The organism is Pseudomonas sp. SWRI22, from assembly GCF_014268395.2.
GTDB classification, from domain to species: domain Bacteria; phylum Pseudomonadota; class Gammaproteobacteria; order Pseudomonadales; family Pseudomonadaceae; genus Aquipseudomonas; species Aquipseudomonas paracarnis.
In genome coordinates, this window is record NZ_JABWQK020000001.1 from 2,390,907 (window position 1) to 2,415,836 (window position 24,930).

Here is a 24,930-nt window from a genome sequence, read left to right on the forward strand (position 1 = left end):
AAATCGAGAGTGCCCAGACCGGCCTCATCGCAGGCAAGCCAGCTCCCACAGGGGAATGCATTCCAAGTGTGGGAGCTGGCTTGCCTGCGATAGCAATCTAATGGGCGCCACCTTACCAAACAGACTCACCACCGACCAGAAAGCAAAACGCCAGCACGAGGCTGGCGTTTTGCATTTCAGGCGTCGATCAACGCGGCACAACCGGCTTGCGCGTAGGCTTGCCGCCCTTGCCCTTGGCCGCATCGCTGCGCTCTTTGGCCGCCTGCTTATTGCGCGCCTGGGCCGCAGCCTTGGCTTGCTCGCGCTTGTCCCACGGGTTGCTGCCGTCGCTGCCACGGGGTGGCAGGCCGGTGTGCTGGGTGAGGATCCTGGTGGTGGTTTCCTTGGCGACCTTATGGCTGCCGGCCGGCGTCGAGTTCTTGCGCCGGGCGCTCTGGTAGCTGTCGGTGGACGGCTGGTGCAGCGGGATCAACTGGTCCTTGCCCGACCCGATCAGGTCGGCACGGCCCATGCGGGTCAATGCTTCACGCAGCATTGGCCAGCCCTTCGGGTCGTGGTAACGCAGGAACGCCTTGTGCAGGCGGCGCTGCTCCTCGCTCTTGACGATGGTCACCGCGTCGCTCTTGTAGGTGACCTTGCGCAACGGGTTTTTGCCCGAGTGGTACATCGCGGTGGCGGTGGCCATCGGCGACGGGTAGAACGCCTGCACCTGGTCGGCACGGAAGCCGTTGCCCTTGAGCCACAGGGCCAGGTTCATCATGTCTTCATCGGTGGTACCCGGGTGGGCCGCGATGAAGTACGGGATCAGGTACTGCTCCTTGCCCGCTTCCTTGGTGTACTTCTCGAACATGCGCTTGAACTTGTCATAGCTGCCAATGCCCGGCTTCATCATCTGGTTGAGCGGACCTTCCTCGGTGTGTTCCGGGGCGATCTTGAGGTAACCACCGACGTGGTGGGTGACCAGCTCTTTGACGTATTCCGGCGACTCGACGGCCAGGTCGTAGCGCAGGCCGGAAGCGATCAGGATCTTCTTCACACCCGGCAACGCACGGGCGCTGCGGTACAGCTGGATCAACGACGAGTGGTCGGTGTTCAGGTTCGGGCAGATGCCAGGGAACACGCACGACGGCTTGCGGCACGCGGATTCGATTTCCGGGCTTTTGCAGGCGATGCGGTACATGTTCGCCGTCGGGCCGCCGAGGTCGGAGATCACGCCGGTGAAGCCCGGCACTTTGTCGCGGATCTCTTCGATCTCGCGAATGATCGACTCTTCGGAACGGTTCTGGATGATGCGGCCTTCGTGCTCGGTGATCGAGCAGAAGGTGCAGCCGCCGAAGCAGCCACGCATGATATTCACCGAGAAACGGATCATGTCGTAGGCCGGGATCTTCTCCTTGCCATACGCCGGGTGCGGTACGCGGGCATAAGGCATGCCGAACACGTAGTCCATTTCTTCGGTAGTCATCGGAATGGGCGGCGGGTTGAACCACACGTCAACTTCACCGTGCTTCTGCACCAGGGCGCGGGCGTTGCCTGGGTTGGTTTCCAGGTGCAACACGCGGTTGGCGTGGGCATAGAGCACCGCGTCGCCGCGGACTTTTTCCACCGATGGCAGGCGGATCACGGTCTTGTCACGGGTCATGCGCGGGCTGGCCAGGATCTGCACAACCTTGGCTTCTTCCGGATCATCCACCGGCCCCTTTTCCTGCTCGATGGCGCAGGCCTGGGTGTCCTGTGTGTTGACGTACGGGTTGATGATCTTGTCGATCTTGCCCGGACGGTCGATGCGCGTGGAATCCACTTCGTACCAACCGGCCGGCGTATCACGGCGGATGAACGCGGTACCGCGCACATCGGTGATGTCTTCGATCTTGTGGCCCCACGACAAACGCTGGGCAACTTCGACGATGGCCCGCTCGGCGTTGCCGTACAGCAGGATATCGGCGGTGGCGTCGATCAGGATCGAGTTGCGCACGCGGTCCTGCCAGTAGTCGTAGTGGGCGATACGACGCAGGGAAGCTTCGATGCCGCCAAGCACGATCGGCACGTTCTTGTAGGCTTCCTTGCAACGCTGGCTGTACACCAGGCTCGCACGGTCGGGGCGTTTGCCAGCCATGCCGCCAGGGGTATAGGCGTCGTCGGAGCGGATTTTCTTGTCGGCGGTGTAGCGGTTGATCATCGAGTCCATGTTGCCGGCCGCGACGCCGAAGAACAGGTTCGGCTCGCCGAGCTTCATGAAGTCGTCTTTGGATTGCCAGTTCGGTTGCGCGATGATCCCGACGCGAAAGCCCTGGGACTCCAGCAGCCGGCCGATGATCGCCATGCCGAACGATGGGTGGTCAACATAGGCATCACCGGTGACGATGATGATGTCGCACGAATCCCAGCCAAGCTGATCCATCTCCTCCCTGCTCATCGGCAGGAATGGCGCAGGACCGAAACATTCGGCCCAGTACTTGGGATAGTCAAATAACGGCTTGGCTGTTTGCATGACGGTGACCGGTGTGAAGATGAAAAATCGCGGGCGCGGAATATAGCACAAATTTTGACCAATTCCGACGGTAGTAGTCGGAATTGTGGTGGCCCCATCGCAGGCAAGCCAGCTCCCACAGGGGAATGCATTCCAAATGTGGGAGCTGGCTTGCCTGCGATGAGGCCATTACAGGCGCTTGAAACTACTCGTCGTCGTCGAAGTTGTAGCTACCCGGCGCCAGGTTCTCGAAACGCGTGTACTTGCCGATGAACGCCAACCGGATAAACCCGATCGGGCCGTTCCGCTGCTTGCCGATGATGATTTCGGCAATGCCCTTGTGTTCCGTCTCGGGGTGGTACACCTCGTCGCGGTACACGAACATGATCACGTCGGCGTCCTGCTCGATCGCTCCGGATTCCCGCAAGTCGGAGTTCACCGGACGCTTGTTGGGACGTTGTTCCAGGGAACGGTTGAGCTGGGACAACGCCACCACCGGGCAGTTGAATTCCTTGGCCAGGGCCTTCAAGGAACGAGAGATTTCAGAAATCTCGTTGGTACGGTTGTCGCCACTGGAACCGGGGATCTGCATCAACTGCAGGTAGTCGATCATGATCAGGGCGATGTCGCCATGCTCACGCACCAGGCGCCGGGTACGCGCGCGCATTTCGGACGGGCTGATACCCGCAGTGTCATCAATGAATAGCTTGCGGTCGTTGAGCAGGTTGACCGCTGAGGTCAGGCGCGGCCAGTCGTCGTCTTCAAGCTGGCCGGAACGTACCTTGGTCTGGTCGATACGGCCAAGCGACGAGAGCATACGCATGATCAGCGATTCACCTGGCATCTCAAGGGAGTACACCAGTACCGCCTTGTCGCTACGCAGAACGGCGTTTTCCACCAGGTTCATCGCAAAGGTGGTTTTACCCATGGACGGACGACCGGCGACGATGATCAAGTCGGACGGCTGCAGGCCGCTGGTCTTTTCGTCGAGGTCGGTGTAACCGGTGGAAATACCGGTAATCGCGGCATCGGTGTTGAACAGGGTGTCGATGCGGTCGATGGCTTTGGTCAGCAGGTCGTTGACGCTGACCGGGCCGCCGGTTTTCGGCCGGGCCTCGGCGATCTGGAAGATCTGGCGCTCGGCTTCGTCAAGGATCTCGGCAGCGGTGCGGCCTTCGGGGTTGAAGGCGCTGTCGGCGATTTCGGTGCTGATGCCGATCAACTGGCGCAACGTGGCGCGCTCGCGGACGATCTGGGCATACGCCTTGATGTTGGCGACGGACGGCGTGTTTTTTGCCAGCTCACCGAGGTAGCCCAGGCCACCCACTTGGGAGGTCTGGCCTTCCTTGTCCAACTGCTCGGCCAGGGTTACCACGTCGATCGGTGAGTTCTGGTCGGCCAGCTTGGCGATGGCGCGGAAGATCAGGCGGTGGTCATGACGATAGAAGTCACCGTCCGAGACTTGATCCAGCACGCGTTCCCAGGCGTTGTTGTCCAGCATCAAGCCACCGAGCACGGCCTGTTCGGCCTCGATGGAATGCGGCGGCACCTTCAGGGCAGCGGTTTGCAGATCGTATTGCTCAGGAGCAGAGATTTCGTTCATGGCCACTTGGAATTTGGGGTGTGTAGAAAAACAAAAGGCACGACCTGTAAACAGGATCGTGCCCGATGTTAACCGGCTGGCACGCGAGGTGCCAGTCAGTTAGGTGCGACTTAAGCTGCTACCACGACAACGCGTACGGTGGCTTCAACTTCGGCGTGCAGGTGCACGGCTACGTCGAATTCGCCTACGTTGCGGATGGTGCCGTTCGGCAGACGAACTTCGCTCTTCTGCACTTCAACGCCGGAGGCGGTCAGTGCATCAGCGATGTCGTGGGTACCGATCGAACCGAACAGCTTGCCTTCGTCACCAGCGGTGGCAGTGATAGTCACTTCCAGCTCAGCCAGTTGGGCAGCGCGAGTTTCGGCCGACGCTTTTTTGTCTGCTGCGGCTTTTTCCAGCTCAGCACGACGCTCTTCAAACGCAGCCAGGTTGGCAGCGGTTGCAGCGGTGGCTTTGCCGTATGGCAGCAGGTAGTTACGACCGTAGCCGGCCTTAACGTTCACTTTGTCGCCCAGGTTGCCCAGGTTGGCGACTTTTTCCAGAAGGATCAGTTGCATGTGAAAATCCTCTAACTTTTAACCTTCACCGTTCGCGTTATCGGCGTCTTTCGACGCCAGACGACCGCGAAAATCAATCAGGCTGTCAACAATGGCCAAGACCACGAGTAACGGATAGATCAGCTGCATGAACAGCAACAGCGTGACGTACAACCCCACCAGCCAAAACCTGGCCAGTCGCTTTTGCGCGGCAAGCCCATGAATCAGGGCCAGCCCGGCAAACACCAGCGGTACACTGCAAATCGGCGCCAGCAAGGCCATCTGTGGGCCGAAGTTCGGCCCGACAACCATGCACGCCAGCAGCAACATCGCCGGCCCCGCTGGGATTCTGATACTGCGAAACTCGCGACCAAAACCACCCGGGTTGTACAACAACGCCTGCCAATAACGCCCAAGAATCAGGCTCAGCACGCTGACGACCTGCAACAAAGCCGCAATAAGGCCGGTCAGGACCGGGGCAATCAGTGACGCAAACCGCGCTCGCTCATCTACCGACAAATGCTGGTAGAGATCCCCGAGGGCCAACGGCAGGATCTTGACGATCTCCTGCGCCAGCGCCTCGATCTGCGGGCGGAAAGCCGCGCCAAGCATCACTGAGTACACCAACCCCAATGCCACGCTGACCAGCAGCGTGCGGACCCAGGACTCACTTGCGCGCAAAACCAACGCAAGGCTCGATGACCCCAGCAGTACCAGAAGTACCCGTGGATCACCCATTTGCAGCCACCAGATCAAGGCCGGCAACAAACCCAGGGCAAGAACGCCAAGGGCGTCCTTCAAACCGCGCCGCAGTAGCACAAGGCAACCTGCGGCAGCACCCAACCAATAAAGCAACGGCAATGCCGCACATCCAGCCACTACCAGAGTGGCCTGCACGCGACCGCGCATGATGAACTCAGCTAAGGCGCGCATGCATTCAATCCCTTACTACTTGTCGACTGCCCGGTCTCAGCGGCCGTGGCTGTCGGTGTAGGCCAGCAGGGCCAGGAAGCGGGCGCGCTTGATAGCGGTGGCCAGCTGACGCTGATAACGTGCTTTGGTACCGGTGATACGGCTTGGAACGATTTTGCCGGTCTCGGATACGTAGGCTTTCAGAGTGTTGAGATCTTTGTAATCGATCTCTTTCACGTCTTCAGCGGTGAAGCGGCAGAATTTACGACGACGGAAGAAACGTGCCATTTGATAGGCTCCTTAAAAGGTCCGTGGATTACTCGTCAGCGTTATCGCTGTTGTCGCTGTCATCACTATCAGCGCTATCAGCGCCTTCGTGCTCAGGACGGTCGCGACGCTCACGGCGCTCACTGCGGTTTTCTTCAGCCTTGAGCATCTCGGATTGGCCAGTAACGGCTTCTTCGCGACGGATGACCAGGTTACGGATCACAGCATCGTTGTAGCGGAAGTTGTCTTCCAGCTCGGCCAGGGCCTTGCCAGTGCACTCAACGTTCAGCATCACGTAGTGAGCCTTGTGAACATTGTTGATTGCGTAGGCCAGTTGACGACGGCCCCAATCTTCCAGACGGTGGATTTTGCCGCCGTCTTCTTCGATCAGCTTGGTGTAACGCTCAACCATGCCGCCGACTTGCTCGCTTTGATCCGGGTGGACCAAAAAGATGATTTCGTAATGACGCATGAATGCTCCTTACGGGTTGTAGCCTGCCGCTCAAAAACGGTCAGACAAGGAGTGAATGACACTTATGGATCTTGCCGCAGGGGAGGCACATCGGTGCCTGCCAGGAAGGCAAGGGGCGCAATTGTAGAGAAGGGGGAGAAGCGGCGCAAGGCAATTGGTGATTATTTGAACAACCCCAAGCACCACAAACACAAATGTAGGAGCGAGCTTGCTCGCGAAAAACTCACAGACACCGCGCTCATTCAGGAAGCCCGCGTTATCGTTGACGTTTTTCGCGAGCAAGCTCGCTCCTACATCAGGATTGGGGCAAGCCCCACATGGTGATTACTTCTTGGGCTTGGCCTTAGCCTTGGCACCACGCTGACGCTGGGCTTCAAACAGGCACACGCCCGTCGCCACCGACACATTGAGGCTGCTGACACTACCAGCCATCGGCAGGTGCACCAGGTAATCGCAATGCTCACGGGTCAGGCGGCGCATGCCTTTGCCTTCGGCGCCCATGATCAGGATGGTAGGGCCGGTAAGGTCCTGGTCATAAATGCTGACCTCAGCCTCCCCCGCCGTGCCCACGACCCACAGGCCGCGCTGCTGGAGCTTCTCCAGGGTACGCGCCAGGTTGGTCACGGCCACCAGCGGAATCACTTCCGCCGCACCGCAGGCGACTTTACGCACCACCGGCGTCAGGGTCGCCGACTTGTCCTTGGGCACGATCACTGCCAGCGCACCGGCAGCATCCGCCGAACGCAGGCAGGCGCCGAGGTTGTGCGGGTCGGTCACGCCGTCCAGCACCAAGAGCAACGGTGCACCTTCGGTACGGTCGAGCAGCTCGTCGAGCATCGCCTCGCCCCACACCTGGCTCGGACTGACGTCAGCCACCACACCTTGGTGAACGCCTTCGACCCACACGTCCATTTCACGACGCTCGGCCTGGCCGATGGCAACCTTATTCTGCGTGGCCAACTCGACCAGCGCCTGTACGCGCGGCTCGCTGCGACCTTCGGCCAACCACACCTGCTTGACGCGCTTGGGATGGTGACGCAGCAGTGCTTCTACGGCGTGCACGCCGTAGATTTTTTCCAGACTCATGACTTGGCCTTAGGTTTGCGCGACCCGCCGCTTTTTGCGGGAGCCGAACCCGCTTTTGGCGGGCCTTTACGGTGTTTACTTGGCTTGCTCGACGGCTTTTCCGCCCCGTGGGACTTTCCCCCAGACGCCGCTTTACCACCGCTTTTGGCTTCGTTGAGCAACTGCTGCTTCAACTCGCGGCTCTTGCGCAGCTCGGCGTTTTTCGCCGCCGCGTCGCTTGGGCGGTAGGCTTCAGGGGCCTTGTCCTGGGCGGAAGAACGACGACCAGCCTTGGCAGGTGCAGGCTCGGCCGTGGTTTTTGCGGTGGCCGCTTTGCCTTTGGACGCAGGCGCTGTGGTTTCACCACGCTTTTTACGACCCGCAGGCTCAGCCGGCTTGTCAGGCATGCCGAAGTCGATCTTGCGCTCGTCGAGGTCGACACGCATGACCTGCACTTCAACGGTATCGCCCAAGCGGAAGCTACGACCGGTGCGCTCGCCCGCCAGGCGGTGATGCACAGGATCGAAGTGGTAGTAGTCACCCGGCAAGGCGGTGACGTGCACCAGGCCCTCGACGTAGATGTCGGTCAGCTCGACGAACAGGCCAAAACCGGTCACGGCGGTGATGACACCCGGGAACGACTCGCCTACACGATCCTTCATGAACTCGCACTTGAGCCAGTTCACCACGTCGCGGGTGGCTTCGTCGGCGCGGCGCTCGCTCATGGAGCACTGCTCGCCCAGTTGTTCCAGAGCCGCTTCGTCGTACGGGTAGATCCGTGCTTTCGGAATGGTCATGGCACCGGCGCGCTTGACGTGCGGGGTGTTCTGCTTGGAATGGATCACGCTGCGGATCGCACGGTGCGTGAGCAAGTCCGGGTAACGGCGAATTGGCGAAGTGAAGTGGGTGTACGCCTCGTAATTCAGGCCGAAGTGGCCCTGGTTATCGGCGCTGTACACCGCCTGGCTCAGCGAGCGCAGCATCACGGTCTGGATCACGTGGTAATCCGGACGGTCCTTGATGCTGGCCAGCAGCGCCTGGTAATCCTTCGGCGTCGGACCGTCCTTGCCTTTGTGCAGGGACAGGCCGAGCTCGCCGAGGAAGGCGCGAAGTTTTTCCAGGCGCTCCGGCGGCGGGCCGTCGTGCACACGGTACAACGCAGGAATTTCGTGCTTCTTGAGGAACTCGGCAGTGGCCACGTTGGCCGCCAGCATGCACTCCTCGATCAGCTTGTGCGCGTCGTTACGGGTGGTCGGGGTGATCGCCGCAATCTTGCGCTCGGAGCCGAAGACAATGCGGGTTTCCTGGGTTTCGAAATCGATCGCGCCACGGGTATGACGGGCACCCAGCAACACCTTGTACAGCGAGTACAACTGCTTGAGGTGCGGGACCACGCCAGCGTATTCGGTACGCAGGGCCTTGGCTTCGCTGGTCTTCGGCGTTTCCAGGATGGTGCTGACCTTGTTGTAGGTCAGGCGTGCCTGGGAGTGGATCACCGCTTCGTAGAACTGGTAGTCGGTCATTTCGCCGGTTTTGGAGATGGTCATCTCGCACACCATGGCCAAACGGTCGACTTTCGGGTTCAGGGAGCACAGGCCGTTGGACAGCTGCTCGGGCAGCATCGGGATCACGCGCTCTGGGAAGTACACGGAGTTGCCGCGCACCTGAGCTTCGTTATCCAGGGCCGAACCGATCTTCACGTAGCTGGACACGTCGGCAATCGCGACGTACAACTTCCAGCCGCCGGAGAACAGGCGAAGCTTGCCAGGCTTGGCTTCGCAGTAGACCGCGTCGTCGAAGTCGCGGGCATCTTCACCGTCAATCGTGACAAACGGCAGATGACGCAGGTCGATGCGTTTTTCTTTGTCTTTCTCTTCGACTTCCGGCTTGAGCTTGGCGGCTTCCTTGAGCACGGCCTCAGGCCAGACGTGAGGGATATCGTAGGTGCGCAAGGCAACGTCGATTTCCATGCCCGGCGCCATGTAGTTGCCGACCACTTCAACGATATCGCCCTGGGGCTGGAAGCGCGCCGTTGGCCAGTGGGTGATTTTCACCTCGACGAACTGGCCGACCTTGGCGGCGCCATTACGGCCCGGGGTGATCAGCACTTCCTGCTGGACCTTCGGGTTATCCGGCACAACGAAGCCGATGCCGCCTTCTTCGAAGTAACGGCCGACGATGGATTCGTGGGCGCGGGACACCACTTCGACGATCACGCCTTCACGACGACCACGGCGGTCGAGGCCAGAAACCCGCGCCAGGGCACGGTCGCCATCGAACACCAGACGCATTTGCGCCGGGCTCATGAACAGGTCGTCGCTGCCATCGTCCGGGATCAGGAAGCCGAAGCCGTCACGGTGGCCGGCAATGCGACCCAGGATCAGGTCCAGCTTGTCGACCGGCGCATAAGTGCCACGACGGGTGTAGATCAATTGAGCATCGCGCTCCATCGCACGCAGACGGCGGCGCAGGGCTTCGAGCTGGTCTTCGGTGGTCAGACCGAATTCTTCAACCAGTTGCTCACGGCTAGCAGGCGAACCACGATCGGCGAGGTGCGCCAGGATCAGTTCGCGGCTAGGAATAGGGTTTTCATATTTTTCCGCTTCACGAGCGGCCTCGGGATCGAGGGACTGCCAATCGGCCATTAGAGAGTTTTCACCTTGTCTATATGCGGGTTAGTTTGGCATACGCGTATTGAAACGGGAAATTTCAGGTATCAACAAGCGTTTAAAAGCCCTTTGCGGCCCCCGGCGCGCACCTTGCACGACCACTGGCGAAATTTTCCAGGCTTTTTTCATGGCAGGGGTTTACAGCTCAAATATCGCTCCGTATAGTGCGCGCCATCGACGACGGCAACGTTGTCAGATAATGCCCAGGTGGTGAAATTGGTAGACACGCCAGCTTCAGGTGCTGGTGATCGCAAGGTCGTGGAAGTTCGAGTCTTCTCCTGGGCACCAAATTCAGATCAAACCCGCGAAAGCGGGTTTTTTCGTTTCAGGCCTCTGATTTTTAACGGAAAAATTGATTTATATTTTTCGAATCAGGGGTTTACAGATCAAAAGCCCCGCCGTATAGTTCGCCCCATCAACAGCGGCAACGTTGTTAGATAATGCCCAGGTGGTGAAATTGGTAGACACGCCAGCTTCAGGTGCTGGTGATCGCAAGGTCGTGGAAGTTCGAGTCTTCTCCTGGGCACCAAATTCAGATCAAACCCGCGAAAGCGGGTTTTTTCGTTTCCGGGGTTTGAAAACTTCCCCAGTGATTTTCCCCTCATCCGCACTTGAGAAGATTTATCGTTTATCCTTGCAATGATTTGTTGCACATAAGCGAGGAACACTTCGGATGATGATCCGTGACAATCGACTCAAGACATCCCTTCTGCGCGGCCTGACCCTCACCCTACTCAGCCTGACCCTGCTCTCGCCCGCCGCCCATTCTGCCGACAAGGTCTCCCTGACCTTATACAACGGCCAACACAAAGAAGTCGGCGATGAACTCGCCAAGGCCTTCGAAGCCAAGACCGGCATCCACGTCAACGTGCGCAAAGGTAGCAGCAACCAGCTGGCCAGCCAGGTCGTCGAAGAAGGTGAGCGCTCCCCTGCCGACGTCATCTACACCGAAGAATCACCGCCCCTGAACAAACTCGGCGAGCAAGGCCTGTTGGCAAAAATCGATGCCAGCACCCTCGATGTACTGCCCAAGGATTACGTGGGCAAAAACGGCGACTGGATGGGCGTGACCGCACGCACCCGCGTCGTAGCCTTCAACCCCAAACTGATTGCCGAAAAAGACCTGCCCAAGTCGGTACTGGATTTTGCCGGCCCCGAGTGGCAAGGCAAAGTCGGCTTCGTTCCCACCAGCGGCGCGTTCCAGGAGCAAGCCGTGGCGATCATCAAGCTGCACGGTCGCGAAGCCGCAGAAGAATGGCTGACCGGCCTGCGCGCCTTCGGCAAGGTGTACAGCAACAATATGGTCGCCCTCAAGGCCGTGGAAAAAGGCGAAGTGGCCACCGTGCTGGTGAACAACTACTACTGGTTTGCCCTGAAAAAGGAAAAAACCAATCTGGATTCCCAACTGCACTACTTCACCGATGGCGATGCCGGCGGCCTGATCACCGTATCTTCCGCTGCCGCACTCAAATCCAGCAAACATCCCAAAGAAGCTCAGCAATTGCTGGCATTCATGGCCAGCGAAGAAGGCCAGCGCGTGATCACCAACACGTCGGCCGAGTACCCGCTGCGCAAGGGCATGGAATCGAACCGCGGCCTCAAGCCATTCAGCGAGCTGCAGCCACCAAAGGTCACCCCCGCAGACCTGGGCAACGCCGAAGAAGCCCTGGAACTGGAACGTGACGTTGGCCTGAACTGATGAACCCATCGCTTTCCGTCGCGGGGTTCATCCCCCGTCGCAAACGCCCGTCGATCTGGCTGCTGCTACCTGTGCTGTTGCTGGTTGGCCTGAGCCTGTTGCCGCTCGCCTACGTCGGGCTAAAAGCCTGGCAGGCGGGCTGGACGGAGGCGGTGCATCTACTGTGGCGACCTTATGTGTTCGGACTGCTGCGCAACACCCTGGCGCTGATGGTCGGCGTGACCCTGACCTGCGGCGTGATCGGCCTGTCCCTGGCCTGGCTGCTGGAACGCAGCAACCTGCCAGGGCGGCGCATCTGGGGTGTGATCCTGTGCCTGCCGTTTGCGGTGCCGGCGTTCGTCAGCAGTTTTACCTGGGTGTCGCTGAGCGCCCAGTTCGAGGGGCTTGGCGGCGCGATCCTGGTGATGAGCCTGTCCAAATACCCGCTGGTATTTCTGCCGGTGGCGGCAACGCTACGCAATCTTGACCCCTCCCTGGAAGAATCGGCCCGCACGCTGGGGCTCAACCGCTGGGGCGTGTTCTTTCGCATCACCTTGCCGCTGCTGTGGCCATCGCTGCTGGCCGGCTCACTATTGATCGCACTGCACATGCTGGTGGAATTCGGCGCGCTGTCGATCATTGGGCTGCAGACCTTCACCACCGCGATCTACCAGCAGTTCGAACTGGAGTTCAGCAATGCCAATGCGGCAATGCTCTCGGCAGTGCTGCTGGTGATGTGCCTGACCCTGCTATGGCTGGAACTGCGCGTACGCGGCAAAGGCCGGCACGTGCGCATCGGCCAGGGCGCGGCGCGGCACGCCGAGCAGGTTCGACTGGGCAGGTGGGCGCCATTGGGCCAGGTGTATTGCCTGGCGCTGGCGATCATTGGCAGTGGCATCCCACTGGGAATGCTCGGGTATTGGTTGGCAGTCGGTTCGTCGGCAGCGTTTCCGATGGCCGAGATCGGTGAGGCGCTGCTGTCTTCTCTGGCGCTCTCGCTGGGCGGCGCCGCACTGTGCCTGGTACTGGCAGTACCGGTTGGTTTGCTGGTGGTGCGCTACAAAGGGCAACTGGCGCTATGGGCCGAACGCTTGCCGTATCTACTGCATGCCCTGCCCGGCCTGGTGATTGCGCTGACCCTGGTGTATTTCGCCCTGCATTACGTGCCGGCGCTGTACCAAACCTCGGCGTTGTTGCTGATTGCTTATGCGCTGCTGTTTTTGCCATTGGCACAGGCGCCGATTCGTACAGCACTGAACAAGGCGGCGCCACAGCTGGAAGAGGCTGCGCGCACGTTAGGCGCATCGTCCTTCAGTGCGTTTTGCCGGGTGACGCTGCCAATTATCTTTCCGGCGCTGGGGGCGGCGTTTGCCTTGGTGTTCCTGGATGCGATGAAGGAATTGACGGCGACATTGCTGTTGAGCCCGACCGGGCTGAATACCTTGGCGACGGCCGTCTGGGCGCATACCTCGAATGTGGAATTTGCGGCGGCGGCGCCGTATGCGGCGTTGTTGATTCTGGTGTCGGGGTTGCCGGTGTATCTACTTACGACGCGGATGTATTTGAGCCGCTGAAACAGCTATCGCAGGCAAGCCACACAGTTGACCGCGCTCCAACTTTGGAATGCAGTTGAATGTGGGAGCTGGCTTGCCTGCGATGAAGCCCGTCCAGACAACCTCACGCCCTGAACTGCCCCAAGCTCGCCTTCAACTGCGCCGCCAACCCATCCAGCACCTTCCCACTGGCCGTCGTCTCCACCACCGCTTGCGCCGCACGCTCGGCCTGGGCATGGATCACCTCCACGCGCCCACGCACCGCATGCGCGCCCTGGGCTTGATGCTCGGCCGCGCGCGTCGCCAGGCCAATCGCCGCATGCACCTGCTCCACAGAAGCCTGCACCGTCTGCTGCAAGCGCACGCTGTCGCGCAGCACCAGCAAGCCCTCATTGGCCTGGCGCCCCGCCTTGCCGATGGTTTCCACCGCCTCACGCGCGCCCTGCTGCAATGCCACGATATGCGCCTGGATATCGCCGGTGGAGCTTTGAGTCTTGCTCGCCAGCGCACGCACTTCATCGGCCACCACCGCAAAGCCGCGCCCAGTCTCGCCAGCCCGTGCCGCCTCGATGGCCGCGTTGAGAGCGAGCAGGTTGGTTTGCTCGGCGATGCCGTGAATCACGGTGAGCACGACCTCGATTTGCTCGCTTTGCTGCGCCAGCCGTTCGATCACTTGGGAACCGGCCTGCACCTGCCCCGCCAACGCCTCGATCAAGCTACCGACTTCAGCCGAGGTTCGTGAGTTTTCATCCGTGGCCTGGCGAATATCCACCACCTGCTGCAAGGCCGCCTGCATAGCGTGGCTTTCGGCCTGGGCCTCGTCGGCCATTTGCGACAAAGCGCGCAAACTCTCGGCCACTTCATCACGCTGCAAGCCCGCCGCCGCATCGGCGCCAGCATTGCGCAACGTCATGGCGCCGATTTCCACGCCAGTACGCTGGGCCACGTCGCCTGCCTCCCGCACGATGGGCTGCAACTTATCCACAAAGCGATTGACCGCCGAGGCCATATCGCCGATTTCATCCTTGCTGTTGATCTGCACGCGCTTGGTGAGGTCGCCCTCGCCGGCCGCCAGATCATCCATCGCGGCAATCAGCAACTTCAGGCGATTGACCACGCGTCGCCCCAGCACAATGGCGATCAGCAGCAATACCCCAAGCCCCACCAGTGCCAGCCCCATGCCGATGCGCCAGCGCAGGGTGCCCGCCGCGTCTTGCACGGCGCTGGCGGTATTGGCCGTCATTTGCGTGGCAGTGGCTTGCGCCGATTGCAGCCGGGCGCCCATGGCGTTGGCGCTGTCAGCGGCGGCTCCCTTGAGGCTGTCACCCACCAGTTGATCACCGCTGGCGATCAGCGTGGCAAAGCGCTTATCCAAGGCTTGCAGGTCGGCTTCAACCGTCGCGGTCGACACGCCCATGCGCACCTTGCCGATTTCCACGCCGTTGGGGCTGATGGAGGCTTCAACGTAGTACACGGAAGGGTCAGTCTTGGCCGCGTCCAGTACCTTATCCAGAGCACGCTCACCCGCGCCTTTTGCCAGCAACGCCTGGTTGATCGGGTTCTCACGGTTCAGATAACGCGTCAGGTGCTCGCCTGCGGCGTCGTCATACACCACGAACAGCACATTGGGGTTGCGCTGGGCCCGGCGGGCAAACTCTGAAAGGGTCGGCACGTCACTGTCCCACATGGCACGGGGCGCGACCGAGGCCAGCAGTTGCGCCATGTCATTGGCGGAGTCCTGCAGGTCTTTTTCCAGCGTCGCACGCAACTGCTTTTGCTCTTCCTGCAAGCGCGTGGAAAGCCCGGCTGTCAGACGCTGGCGCGTGCTGGCGGACAGGCTGTCCAGGCTGGACGTGACTTCCTTGCCAGCCTGGGCCAGTTCACCAGACAACTTCTGGCTATCTATGCCCAGGCGATTGCCCAAATCGGCTTCCAGCGCCGTCACCGTGCTCCGCGTAAGCGCGACGGCCACCAGCACTTGCACCAAAAGAGCGATACCAAGGGTAACGAACACCGGCCGCAACAGACGGCTTTGTAACAATGAGAGAACGGCAGACACTGGAAATCCCTCCACCACGGGTGCCACTAATTTGATAGCACCTCGAAAGAGGGAAACACAGCAAGGGTCGTGCCGCTTGCCAAGCAGAAACGACAAAGGGCTCCCGAAGGAGCCCTTTGCTTTTCACATCAACAGCTTATTACGCGAACGGGTGACGCAGAACGATGGTCTCGTTGCGGTCCGGGCCCGTCGAAATAATGTCGATCGGCGCACCGATCAGCTCTTCCACACGCTTGATGTAGGCGCGGGCGTTGGCTGGCAGCTCTTCCAGGGTCTTGGCGCCCACGGTCGATTCGGTCCAGCCTGGCACTTCTTCGTACACAGGCTGCAGGCCCACGTAGCTGTCAGCGTCAGTCGGGGCAACATCATTGCCTTGGGCGTCTTTGTAGCCGACGCAGATGTTGATGGCTTCCAGACCGTCGAGTACGTCCAGCTTGGTCAGGCAGATGCCCGAGATGCTGTTCACATCGATAGCGCGACGCAGGATAACGGCATCGAACCAGCCGCAACGACGAGCACGGCCAGTGGTGGCGCCGAATTCGTGGCCTTGCTTGGCCAGGTGCGCGCCGACGTCGTCGAACAGCTCAGTCGGGAACGGGCCCGAACCTACGCGAGTGGTGTAGGCCTTGGTGATACCCAGGATGTAGTCCAGGAACATCGGGCCAACGCCAGAACCGGTCGCAACGCCGCCAGCGGTGGTGTTGGAGCTGGTCACGTACGGGTAGGTACCGTGGTCGATGTCCAGCAACGAGCCCTGGGCACCTTCGAACATGATGTCCTTGCCAGCGCGACGCAGGTCGTGCAACTCGGCCGTCACGTCCAGCATCAGCGGCTTGAGCAGCTCAGCGTATTCCTTGCACTCGGCCAGGGTCTTTTCAAACTCGATGGCTGGCTCTTTGTAGTAACCGACCAGCATGAAGTTGTGGTAATCCACCAGTTCACGCAGCTTGTCTTCAAAGCGCGGCATGTTGAGCAGGTCGCCCACACGCAGGCCACGACGTGCAACCTTGTCTTCGTAGGCCGGGCCGATGCCGCGACCGGTAGTGCCGATCTTCAGCTCGCCACGCGCCTTTTCACGGGCCTGGTCCAGCGCAACGTGGAAGGACAGGATCAGCGGGCAGGACGGGCTGATACGCAGGCGCTCGCGCACCGGTACGCCTTTCTCCTCCAGCTTGGTGATCTCGCGCAGCAGGGCGTCAGGTGCAACCACCACGCCATTGCCGATCAGGCACTGCACGCCTTCGCGCAGGACACCCGACGGGATCAGGTGCAAGACGGTTTTTTCGCCATCGATGACCAGGGTGTGGCCAGCGTTGTGGCCACCTTGGTAGCGCACTACGGCGGCAGCATGTTCGGTCAGCAGATCAACGATCTTGCCTTTGCCCTCATCACCCCATTGGGTGCCCAGGACTACGACATTCTTACCCATAACACTTGTCCTCATTCGCGCAAACTTGGTGCCGGCGATGGCCGGCAGGAAAACTCAAGAAGCCAGTGGCGATACTTGCCAAAGCCCGTTCTGCTGAATCAATTGCCGGTCGCAGTCCGCTTCACGGGCGGCGGCCAATGGCTGCCCAGGCAAGGCCTGGACTACACGCTGACCCTCACGGCGTAACTGGCAAACCTGCTGCCAGAGCGCTGCGTCCGTACTGTCGGGCATCCAGATGCCACCAGACGGCAGCTCGACCTCAGCACGCCCCAGGGTCACCAGGGTTTTCAAATCGGTGGAAAAACCAGTGGCCGGACGCGCACGACCGAAGTCGGCGCCGATATCGTCATAGCGACCACCTTGGGCGATGGCCTGGCCAACACCCGGGACGAATACCGCGAACACCACACCGGTGTGGTAGTGGTAGCCGCGCAATTCACCCAGATCAAAATACAGCGGCAGCTCCGGGAACCGTGCCGACAGGCGCTCGGCAATTGCCAGCACATCGTCCAGTGCCGCCAATACCGGTGCCGGAGCATTGGCCAGGCGCTCACGCGCAGCCACCAGCACTTCACGGCCGCCGCACAGATTTACCAGCGCCCGCAGCATGCCAGCCAGCTCAGCAGGCACACCCTCGGTGAGAGCGATCACTTCATCGATCGCCTTGCGCTGCAGGGCATCGAACAACTGTTGCTCCACTTCACCGGACAACCCGGCAGCACGCGCCAGGCCACGGTAGATACCGACGTGGCCCAGGTCCATGTGCACGTCCGGCACATCCGCCAGTTGCAGCATGGCCAGCATCAGGCTGATCACTTCCACATCGCTGCTCGGGCTGGCGTCGCCGTACAACTCGGCGCCCAACTGGATCGGGCTACGGGAAGACGACAAGGCGCGCGGCTGGGCATGCAGTACGCTGCCGGCGTAGCACAGGCGGCTCGGGCCTTCACGACGCAGGGTGTGCGCATCGATGCGCGCCACTTGTGGCGTGATGTCGGCACGGAACCCCATTTGCCGGCCCGATTGCGGGTCGATGACCTTGAAGGTGCGCAGATCCAGGTCCTGGCCCGCGCCGGTCAGCAGGGATTCCAGGTACTCGATATGGGGAGTCACGACAAACTCGTAACCCCAGCTCTGGAACAGATCCAACACCTGGCGACGCGCTACTTCAATGCGCGCAGCTTCTGGTGGCAGTACTTCTTCGATGCCATCTGGCAGCAGCCAGCGGTCTACCGTTGCCATTACGCCATTCCCCTTTGATCCGGGCGGCCAGCCCTCGGCCGAGCCTTGAGTGAAGCAGAAAATACCCGCCCCTTGCATAAACCACGCGCAAGAGCGACGTGACGAACGGCCTGCAAACGGCCTCGTCGGGCACTTTCCTCGAAAAACCTGTCACGCCTGCCGAATCAAACATGCAGACGCAAAAAAGCCGGGAATTTCCCGGCTGCCGCATCATACACCCGTTTTCTGAAAGGATCACCCCGCCAGGCATTTTAGCCGCCCGACGGAGTGCGCCTTACAGAATCACGGGCTGGTTACTTGGACTTTTCCAGGTAGCGGAAGAAGTCGCTGCTTGGGTCCAACACCAGTACGTCGGTTTTGTTCGCGAAGCTTTCACGGTAAGCGCGCAGGCTACGGTAGAACGCGTAGAACTCCTGGTCCTGGCCGTAGGCCTTGGCGTAGATCGCCGCGGCTTGAGCATCGCCGTCACCACGAGCCTCTTCAGACTCACGATAGGCTTCTGCCAGCAGTACACGACGCTGACGGTCGGCATCGGCACGGATACCTTCAGCCAACTCGTTACCCTTGGCGCGGTGCTCACGCGCTTCACGCTCACGCTCGGTGCTCATACGCTCGAACACGCTGCGGTTCACTTCCTTGGGCAGGTCAATGGCCTTGACGCGAACGTCGACCACTTCAATACCCAGCTCTTTTTCCGCCATGGTGTTCAGCGAACGGGTGATGTCAGCCATCAGCGCATCACGTTCACCGGATACCACCTCGTGCAGGGTGCGCTTACCAAACTGGTCACGCAGGCCCGATTCCAGACGACGGGACAAACGCTCGTCGGCAATCTGCTTGAGGCCGGAAGTCGCAGTGTAGAAGCGCTCGGCATCCTTGACGCGCCACTTGGCGTAGGCGTCAACCATCACGGCTTTCTTTTCCAGGGTCAGGAAGCGCTGTGTCGGTGCATCCAGGGTCATCAGGCGGGCGTCGAACTTGCGCACCTGGTTGACGTAGGGGACTTTCACATGCAGGCCCGGCTGGACATCCGCCTGGACCACGCGACCGAATTGCAGCAGCACCGCACGCTCGGTCTGAGCGACGATGTAGAAGCAGTTCCAGGCAGCGATGACCACGACGACGCCCACAATCAGGGCGGTCAGCGATTTATTGCTCATCAACGGCTCTCCCTGGTACGTGTTTGCTGTTGCAGCAAGTCAGCGGCCGCACGGGCGCTCGCTTCGTTGGCAGCGGCATTCGAACCGGTGGACGGTGCACTGGCGCCGCTACGACCACCTTCGATCATCTTGTCCAGCGGCAGGTACAGCAGGTTGTTCTGCCCACCTTTGCTGCCGGTCACGAGAACCTTGCTGGTGTTGCTGAAGACTTCCTGCATGGTGTCCAGATACAGACGCTCGCGGGTCACTTCAGGAGCCTTGCGGTACTCGGCGACCAGCTTGGTGAAACGATCTGCCTCACCCTTGGCGCGGGAGACCACCTCATCGCGGTAACCGTTGGCATCTTCAAGGATGCGCTGGGCCTGACCACGGGCTTCCGGCACAACGCCGTTGGCATAGGTTTCAGCCTGGTTGCGCGAACGCTGCTCGTCTTCACGTGCACGGATCACGTCGTCAAAGGCTTCCTGCACTTCACGCGGTGCCGCTGCGCTCTGTACGTTCACCTGGGTAACGGTGATACCGGTGCGGTAAGTGTCGAGGAAGCGTTGCAGACGCTCCTTGATTTCGCTGGCCATCAACTCACGACCTTCGGTGAGCACCTGGTCCATGGCGGTGGAACCCACCACGTGGCGCAGGGCACTTTCGGTTGCGTGTTGCAGGCTGATTTCCGGCTGATCAACGTTCAGCACGAAGTCTTGCAGGTTGCTGATCTTGTACTGCACGGTCAGCGGCACTTCGACGATGTTCTCGTCTTCGGTCAACATCTGGCCCTGCTTGGTGTACGCACGCTCACGCGTCACGTTCTCCATGTACTTCTTGTCGATCGGCGGGAAATAGATGTTCAGGCCTGGCCCGACAGTCTCGTAGTACTTGCCGAAGCGCAGCACCACGGCTTGCTCCTGCTCGTCCACCACGTAGACCGCGCTGTACAGCCATACGGCCGCGAGCACGACAAGACCCAGGCCCAGCAGGCCATAGCCACCGCCCTTGCTTGTGCGACCGCCGTCGTCACCACCACGTTTTTTTCCACCACCGAACAACCCATTCAGGCTTTCCTGCAGCTTTCGGAAGGCCTCGTCGAGATCCGGTGGCCCCTTGCGGTCGCCATTATTGCGGCGCTTACCACCCCAAGGATCCTGATTATTCGAGTTGCCACCCGGCTCATTCCAAGCCATAGCGCTCTCCATCTGATAAAGCAAAGACGCACCCACGGCGCGCCGACCAATGCTACAGAATGCCTGCTACTGCGGCACAACCGCTTTCTCAGGCTTTTATTGCAAAGTGTGTTGTTCGATGAACTCTGCCGGTACAACACCCTCTCGGCTGACCAGCCGATTGAGTTCCGAGCGTGGCAATCGAACGGCCAGCAAGCTGACACCTTCTTCGTCGTGTTCTTCTTTCTGTACCGCGCCCAATTCGAAAAACTGTGCACGCAGTCGAGCAAAACGCTGCGGCAAGCGCAAGGTGCCGACGAACAAATCGCTGCCCAGCAACTCGGCAATCGCTTGTTCAAGCAGCTCCAAACCACTGCCATCGCGCGCCGAGAGCCATACCCGCTGGGGCTTGCCGTTTTCGTCACGCTGGATCTGTGGCTCAACGCCTTCAAGCAAATCGAGTTTGTTATAGACCTCGAGGATCGGCAAGTCCTGGGCACCAATCTCGCCCAGCACCACCATGACCTGTTCAATCTGCAACATGCGATCCGGTTCGGCCGCATCGATCACGTGCAACAGCAGGTCGGAATTGCTCGACTCTTCGAGCGTAGACCGAAATGCCTCGACGAGCTTGTGGGGCAGGTGACGAATGAAACCCACAGTATCGGCCAGCACAATCGGCCCCAGGTCGTCGATGTCCAGACGCCGCAGGGCCGGGTCGAGGGTGGCGAACAGTTGGTCGGCCGCGTACACATCCGACTTGGTCACGTTATTGAACAACGTGGACTTGCCGGCGTTGGTGTACCCCACCAGGGACACGGTCGGGATATCCGCACGGGAACGGCCACGTCGCGACTGTTCACGCTGGCTGCGCACTTTTTCCAGGCGGCCCTTGATCTGACGCAGGCGAACCCGTAGCAGACGCCGGTCGGTTTCCAACTGGGTTTCACCCGGGCCACGCATGCCGATACCGCCACCCTGACGCTCGAGGTGAGTCCAGCCGCGAACCAGGCGGGTGCTCATGTGGTCAAGCTGGGCCAGTTCAACCTGGAGCTTGCCTTCATGGGTGCGGGCGCGCTGGGCGAAAATATCGAGAATCAGACCGGTACGGTCGATCACGCGACACTCGAAAACACGTTCGAGGTTACGTTCCTGACTGGGCGTGAGGGTGTGATTGAAGATCACCAGATCGGCTTCTTCGGCATGAACCAGGTCGCGCAGTTCCTCGACCTTGCCGCTGCCAATCAGGTATTTGGCGGTTGGCCGATGACGCGGTACGTTAAAAAACGCAACGGTCTCGGCGCCGGCCGAATTTGCCAACTCCTGAAACTCCTGCGGATCTTCGCGCGCCTCAGGGTCCTGTCCATCCAAGTGAACGAGGATTACTCGCTCACCACCACCGTGGCGCTCAAAGAACAAAGGAGACTCCTATCAGGCGTTACCTGGCTCAGCGTCACCCTGTTCATCACCTGCTGCGCTAGGCAGACGGATTGGACGAACTGGAACGACTGTCGAGATAGCGTGCTTGTAAACCATCTGGCTGACGGTGTTTTTCAGCAGGATAACGAATTGGTCGAACGACTCGATCGTACCTTGCAGCTTGATGCCGTTGACCAGATAGATGGAAACCCCAACTTTCTCTTTACGTAAAGTATTCAAGTAAGGGTCTTGTAGCGAATGCCCTTTTGACATGTGCCGCACTCCTTTAAGGATCAATAATAAAAAATCGGAAAATAGATAGCTTATGGCCGTCACACCCCCAAGGATAGACGGCAATTGCAAGGACTCAGCTCAATATGGAGACCGTTCCCAAGTATTTCAAGGCGCGTGACAGATTGTCGCTGTCCAGGCTGTCCAACCAGTGCAAATCGCTCCAGCTGCGCAGCCAGGTGAACTGGCGCTTCGCCAATTGGCGCGTGGCAATGATGCCGCGCTCCTGCATTTCGGCGGACGTCAGCTTGCCATCCAGATGATCCCAGACTTGGCGGTAGCCTACAGCACGTATCGAAGGCAGCCCTGCATGCAGGTCGCCTCTTGAACGCAATGCTACGACCTCGTCCACAAACCCCTGTTCCAACATTATTGTGAATCTTTGTGCAATTCGTTCATGCAACACCTGGCGGTTTGCCGGAGCGATGGCCAGATTCGCCACAGTATAGGGCAATTGTGACTGTCCAGATGCGCCTGCATCAGTACTTTGCGCAGTTTGTTTCAGGCGATGTTCAGTCATGGTCTGACCACTGACACGCCATACTTCCAGGGCGCGTGTGAGCCGCTGGGGGTCATTGGGGTGAATACGTGCCGCAGAAACCGGGTCTACCGCCGCCAACTGGTCGTGAAGGGCCTGCCAGCCAAGGCGCGCAGCCGCTTCTTCAAGTTCGGCGCGCACCTGGGCATCGGCAGGCGGCATATCGGCCAAGCCTTCCTGCAACGCCTTGTAATAGAGCATGGTGCCGCCCACCAGCAGCGGGATATTGCCGCGCGCGGTGATCTCGGCCATGGCCGCCAGGGCGTCGGTGCGAAAGTCCGCCGCCGAATAGCTCTGCGCCGGATCGATGATGTCGATCAACTTGTGCGGATATTGGGCCAACAGCGCCTTCGACGGCTTGGCCGTACCGATATCCATGTCCCGGTAAACCAGGGCAGAGTCGACGCTGATCAACTCGCAGGGCAGCACCTTGGTCAGCTCGATGGCCAGGTCGGTCTTGCCGGCGGCCGTGGGGCCCATCAGGAAAATGGCGGGAGGCAAGGCACTCATCAGCGGCCGCGCAAGAACAGTTTGTCCAGATCATCCAGGCCCATCTGGGTCCAGGTCGGTCGGCCATGGTTGCATTGCCCGCTGCGCTCGGTGTTTTCCATGTCGCGCAGCAGGCCGTTCATTTCCGGCAGGGCCAGACGGCGGTTGGCGCGGATGGCGCCGTGGCAGGCCATGGTGCCGAGCAGTTCGTTGATATGCGCCTGGATACGGTCGCTGGTGCCGTACTCCATCAGGTCGGCCAGCACATCGGCCACCAGACGGTTGGCTTCGGCCTGCTTGAGCAACGCGGGAATCTGGCGGATCGCCAGGGTTTCCGGACCCAGGCGTTGCAGCTCGAAGCCCAGTTTCTGGAACACACTGTGGTGTTCTTCGGCGCAATCGGCTTCACGCTGGCTGACCGCCAGGGATTCGGGCACCAGCAGCGGCTGACCGCTGAGGCCTTCGCTGGCCATGGCGATCTTCAGGCGCTCGTACATGATCCGTTCATGGGCAGCGTGCATGTCCACCAGCACCAGGCCATGGGCGTTTTCGGCGAGGATATAAATGCCTTTGAGCTGCGCCAGGGCATAGCCCAGCGGCGGGATATCACCGCCGCCTTCGGGCAACGCCACAGCAGCACCCGGCTCGGCACCCGGCAGCGGCGCGAAAAACTCACGGTACGCCGCCTGGGCCTCGGCCACCGGCACCGTCGATTGCGGGCGCGGTGTGTATTGGTACTGATAACCCGCACCGGCACCCGAATTCGGCGCCGTGTAGGCTGGCTGTGCCTGCGGCGATTGCAGCAGATTGGCCGCCAGGCTCATTTCACCTTGCGGCCCGAACTCACCGGCCTCGGGACCGCTCGGGCGCACCACCGCCGTGACAATCGGCGCTGACAACTGATCATCCGGACGCACGTCACCCAAGGCGCGGTGCAATGTGCCGTAGAGGAAGTCATGCACCATGCGCCCGTCACGGAAGCGCACCTCATGCTTGGTCGGGTGCACATTGACGTCGACCACCGAAGGGTCAACCTCAAAGAACAGCACAAAGGTCGGGTGTCGCCCGTTGAACAGCACATCGCGATAAGCCTGGCGTACCGCATGGGCCACCAGTTTGTCGCGGACCGCCCGGCCGTTCACAAAGAAATACTGCAAGTCGGCCTGGCTGCGGGAGAACGTCGGCAACCCGACCCAGCCCCACAACCTCAAGCCATTGCGCTCGATCTCAATCGGCAGCGCCTGCTCCAGGAACCCGCTGCCACACACCGCTGCCACCCGCCGAGCACGCGCGGCGTCGTCGTTGGCTTCGTGCAGGCTGAGGATGGTCTTGCCATTGTGGCGCAGGTGAAACGCCACATCGAAACGCGCCAAGGCCAGGCGTTTGATGACTTCTTGCAGGTGATCGAATTCGGTTTTCTCGGCCTTGAGGAACTTGCGCCGCGCCGGGGTATTGAAGAACAGGTCGCGCACTTCCACCGAGGTGCCCACCGGATGCGCCGCCGGCTGGACCCGAGGCGCCATGTCGCGGCCTTCGGTTTCCACCTGCCAGGCTTGCTCGGCGCTGCGGGTGCGGGAGGTCAGGGTCAGGCGGGCCACGGAGCTGATGGAGGCCAGGGCCTCACCACGAAAGCCCAGGCTCATGACCCGCTCCAGGTCTTCCAGGTCGCGGATCTTGCTGGTGGCGTGACGGGCCAGGGCCAGGGGCAGGTCATCCGAAGAGATGCCGCTGCCATCGTCACGTACCCGCAGCAGCTTGACGCCGCCCTGCTCCACATCGACATCAATGCGTTTGGCGCCGGAGTCGATGCTGTTTTCCAGCAACTCCTTGATTACCGACGCCGGGCGTTCAACCACCTCACCCGCAGCGATCTGGTTGGCAAGGCGCGGGCTGAGCAATTCAATGCGCGAGCCGCTGTTCAAGG

General features: G+C 60.5%; 19 protein-coding genes and 2 tRNA genes. 4 read left to right on the top strand and 17 right to left on the bottom strand.

Annotated features, from left to right (window positions below; genetic code table 11):
• Positions 1–187 precede the first annotated feature (187 nt).
• The 8 genes from HU730_RS10580 to rnr form a co-directional block, all read right to left on the bottom strand.
• Positions 188–2,491, bottom strand: coding sequence for a YgiQ family radical SAM protein (locus tag HU730_RS10580; RefSeq protein WP_034125867.1), 2,304 nt, complete (start codon positions 2,489–2,491; stop codon positions 188–190).
• Between the two features lie 184 nt (positions 2,492–2,675).
• On the bottom strand, positions 2,676–4,073 hold the full coding sequence (dnaB, locus tag HU730_RS10585) for a replicative DNA helicase (protein ID WP_003188079.1): 1,398 nt from the start codon (positions 4,071–4,073) through the stop codon (positions 2,676–2,678).
• A 110-nt stretch (positions 4,074–4,183) separates the two neighbouring features.
• A complete protein-coding gene (gene rplI, locus HU730_RS10590) occupies positions 4,184–4,630 on the bottom strand; it encodes a 50S ribosomal protein L9 (RefSeq protein ID WP_003171376.1) in 447 nt (148 codons plus the stop codon).
• A gap of 18 nt (positions 4,631–4,648) precedes the next feature.
• Entirely contained in the window at positions 4,649–5,542 is an 894-nt protein-coding gene (locus HU730_RS10595) for a hypothetical protein (RefSeq protein WP_034125655.1), read from the bottom strand.
• 36 nt (positions 5,543–5,578) lie between these two features.
• Positions 5,579–5,809 carry a 30S ribosomal protein S18 gene (gene rpsR, locus HU730_RS10600; protein ID WP_002551829.1) on the bottom strand — a complete coding sequence of 77 codons (231 nt, stop codon included), beginning with the start codon at positions 5,807–5,809 and terminating at the stop codon, positions 5,579–5,581.
• Positions 5,810–5,837: 28 nt separating this feature from the next.
• The gene (rpsF, locus tag HU730_RS10605) at positions 5,838–6,260 is read right to left on the bottom strand and encodes a 30S ribosomal protein S6 (protein ID WP_003236224.1); all 423 of its coding nucleotides are present in this window, start codon (positions 6,258–6,260) and stop codon (positions 5,838–5,840) included.
• A 324-nt stretch (positions 6,261–6,584) separates the two neighbouring features.
• The gene (gene rlmB / locus HU730_RS10610) at positions 6,585–7,346 is read right to left on the bottom strand and encodes a 23S rRNA (guanosine(2251)-2'-O)-methyltransferase RlmB (protein WP_003188074.1); all 762 of its coding nucleotides are present in this window, start codon (positions 7,344–7,346) and stop codon (positions 6,585–6,587) included.
• Positions 7,343–9,970 (bottom strand): ribonuclease R, encoded by a 2,628-nt coding sequence (gene rnr / locus HU730_RS10615; protein ID WP_186527899.1) that lies wholly within the window; start codon positions 9,968–9,970, stop codon positions 7,343–7,345. The genes rlmB and rnr overlap by 4 nt, the downstream gene beginning before the upstream one ends.
• 225 nt (positions 9,971–10,195) lie before the next feature.
• Here rnr and HU730_RS10620 point away from each other — a divergent pair.
• From HU730_RS10620 to HU730_RS10635, 4 genes are all read left to right on the top strand, one after another.
• Positions 10,196–10,282, top strand: a tRNA-Leu gene (locus tag HU730_RS10620).
• A 154-nt stretch (positions 10,283–10,436) separates the two neighbouring features.
• A tRNA-Leu gene (locus HU730_RS10625) sits at positions 10,437–10,523 on the top strand.
• A 144-nt stretch (positions 10,524–10,667) separates the two neighbouring features.
• Positions 10,668–11,693 (top strand): extracellular solute-binding protein, encoded by a 1,026-nt coding sequence (locus HU730_RS10630; protein WP_034125652.1) that lies wholly within the window; start codon positions 10,668–10,670, stop codon positions 11,691–11,693.
• Positions 11,693–13,246, top strand: a complete 1,554-nt coding sequence (locus HU730_RS10635; RefSeq protein WP_186526794.1) for an iron ABC transporter permease — start codon at positions 11,693–11,695, stop codon at positions 13,244–13,246. The genes HU730_RS10630 and HU730_RS10635 overlap by 1 nt, the downstream gene beginning before the upstream one ends.
• 103 nt (positions 13,247–13,349) lie before the next feature.
• Here the strand turns inward: HU730_RS10635 and HU730_RS10640 are convergent, their stop codons facing one another.
• From HU730_RS10640 to mutL, 9 genes are all read right to left on the bottom strand, one after another.
• A complete protein-coding gene (locus tag HU730_RS10640) occupies positions 13,350–15,284 on the bottom strand; it encodes a methyl-accepting chemotaxis protein (protein ID WP_186526793.1) in 1,935 nt (644 codons plus the stop codon).
• A 139-nt stretch (positions 15,285–15,423) separates the two neighbouring features.
• A complete protein-coding gene (locus HU730_RS10645) occupies positions 15,424–16,713 on the bottom strand; it encodes an adenylosuccinate synthase (RefSeq protein WP_014716669.1) in 1,290 nt (429 codons plus the stop codon).
• A 54-nt stretch (positions 16,714–16,767) separates the two neighbouring features.
• On the bottom strand, positions 16,768–17,955 hold the full coding sequence (locus HU730_RS10650) for an ATP phosphoribosyltransferase regulatory subunit (protein WP_034125649.1): 1,188 nt from the start codon (positions 17,953–17,955) through the stop codon (positions 16,768–16,770).
• 293 nt (positions 17,956–18,248) lie between these two features.
• A complete protein-coding gene (gene hflC / locus HU730_RS10655; protein WP_003188064.1) occupies positions 18,249–19,115 on the bottom strand; it encodes a protease modulator HflC in 867 nt (288 codons plus the stop codon).
• Positions 19,115–20,290 carry an FtsH protease activity modulator HflK gene (hflK, locus tag HU730_RS10660; protein ID WP_003188062.1) on the bottom strand — a complete coding sequence of 392 codons (1,176 nt, stop codon included), beginning with the start codon at positions 20,288–20,290 and terminating at the stop codon, positions 19,115–19,117. The genes hflC and hflK overlap by 1 nt, the downstream gene beginning before the upstream one ends.
• 96 nt (positions 20,291–20,386) lie before the next feature.
• Positions 20,387–21,688: a ribosome rescue GTPase HflX gene (gene hflX, locus HU730_RS10665; protein ID WP_186526792.1), complete on the bottom strand. Its 1,302-nt coding sequence runs from the start codon at positions 21,686–21,688 to the stop codon at positions 20,387–20,389.
• A 12-nt stretch (positions 21,689–21,700) separates the two neighbouring features.
• A complete protein-coding gene (gene hfq / locus HU730_RS10670; protein ID WP_003188059.1) occupies positions 21,701–21,961 on the bottom strand; it encodes an RNA chaperone Hfq in 261 nt (86 codons plus the stop codon).
• A gap of 94 nt (positions 21,962–22,055) precedes the next feature.
• A complete protein-coding gene (gene miaA, locus HU730_RS10675; RefSeq protein WP_060764586.1) occupies positions 22,056–23,027 on the bottom strand; it encodes a tRNA (adenosine(37)-N6)-dimethylallyltransferase MiaA in 972 nt (323 codons plus the stop codon).
• Positions 23,027–24,928 (bottom strand): DNA mismatch repair endonuclease MutL, encoded by a 1,902-nt coding sequence (mutL, locus tag HU730_RS10680; RefSeq protein ID WP_161794311.1) that lies wholly within the window; start codon positions 24,926–24,928, stop codon positions 23,027–23,029. Before mutL ends, miaA begins: the two co-directional genes overlap by 1 nt.
• Positions 24,929–24,930: the final 2 nt, after the last annotated feature.